Raw genomic sequence first — 608 nt, 5'->3', positions numbered from 1 at the left:
CTGTAGGACAGTTTCTCATCAGGGATAACGTGATATCGCCGGTTTTCGATCAGAAGTATGCGTAAGAATTTGAGATCTGGAGATAATAACCGGATTTTTATTACTAATTCTAGTCCGTCTATGCGTATTTCATCAAATAATGAGAAAAAGTCTGCATTTTTGTGCAGCTTTATACTGCGTAGCGTATAAAAATTATCTAGAATAGACCGCTTCCCCTATGTGGTGTGGACACGCTTCTGGCAAGGTGCATGTGTGGCTTGTCGCAAAAAACGTGGTTGGTAAAGTAGACGGTTTTATTTCCGTCCCCGGCTTGCAGGATTATCCTTTTGTATGTTTAAAAAAATTCGTGGCATGTTTTCCAACGACTTGTCTATTGACCTGGGTACTGCCAATACCCTGATTTATGTCAAAGGACAAGGTATTGTGCTTGATGAACCGTCTGTTGTGGCTATCCGTCAGGATCGTCCCGGCTCCACCAAGAGTGTTGCGGCAGTCGGGCATGAAGCCAAGCGGATGCTGGGGCGGACCCCCGGTAATATCGCAGCAATCCGTCCGATGAAGGACGGTGTAATCGCTGACTTTTTTGTGACTGAGAAAATGCTTCAGCA

1 protein-coding gene is annotated in these 608 nt (G+C 45.1%); it reads left to right on the top strand.

Going from position 1 to position 608, the window contains the following annotated elements; all coding sequences use genetic code 11:
• Nucleotides 1–330: 330 nt before the first annotated feature.
• On the top strand, nt 331–608 hold a 278-nt coding region (locus tag C9J48_RS27695), incomplete at its 3' end, for a rod shape-determining protein (protein WP_181320846.1).

It is taken from the genome of Photobacterium profundum (assembly GCF_003026285.1).
GTDB classification, from domain to species: Bacteria; Pseudomonadota; Gammaproteobacteria; order Enterobacterales; family Vibrionaceae; genus Photobacterium; species Photobacterium profundum.
Note: the sequence above shows the minus strand (reverse complement) of the source record. Positions and strands in the feature narration are given on the sequence as shown.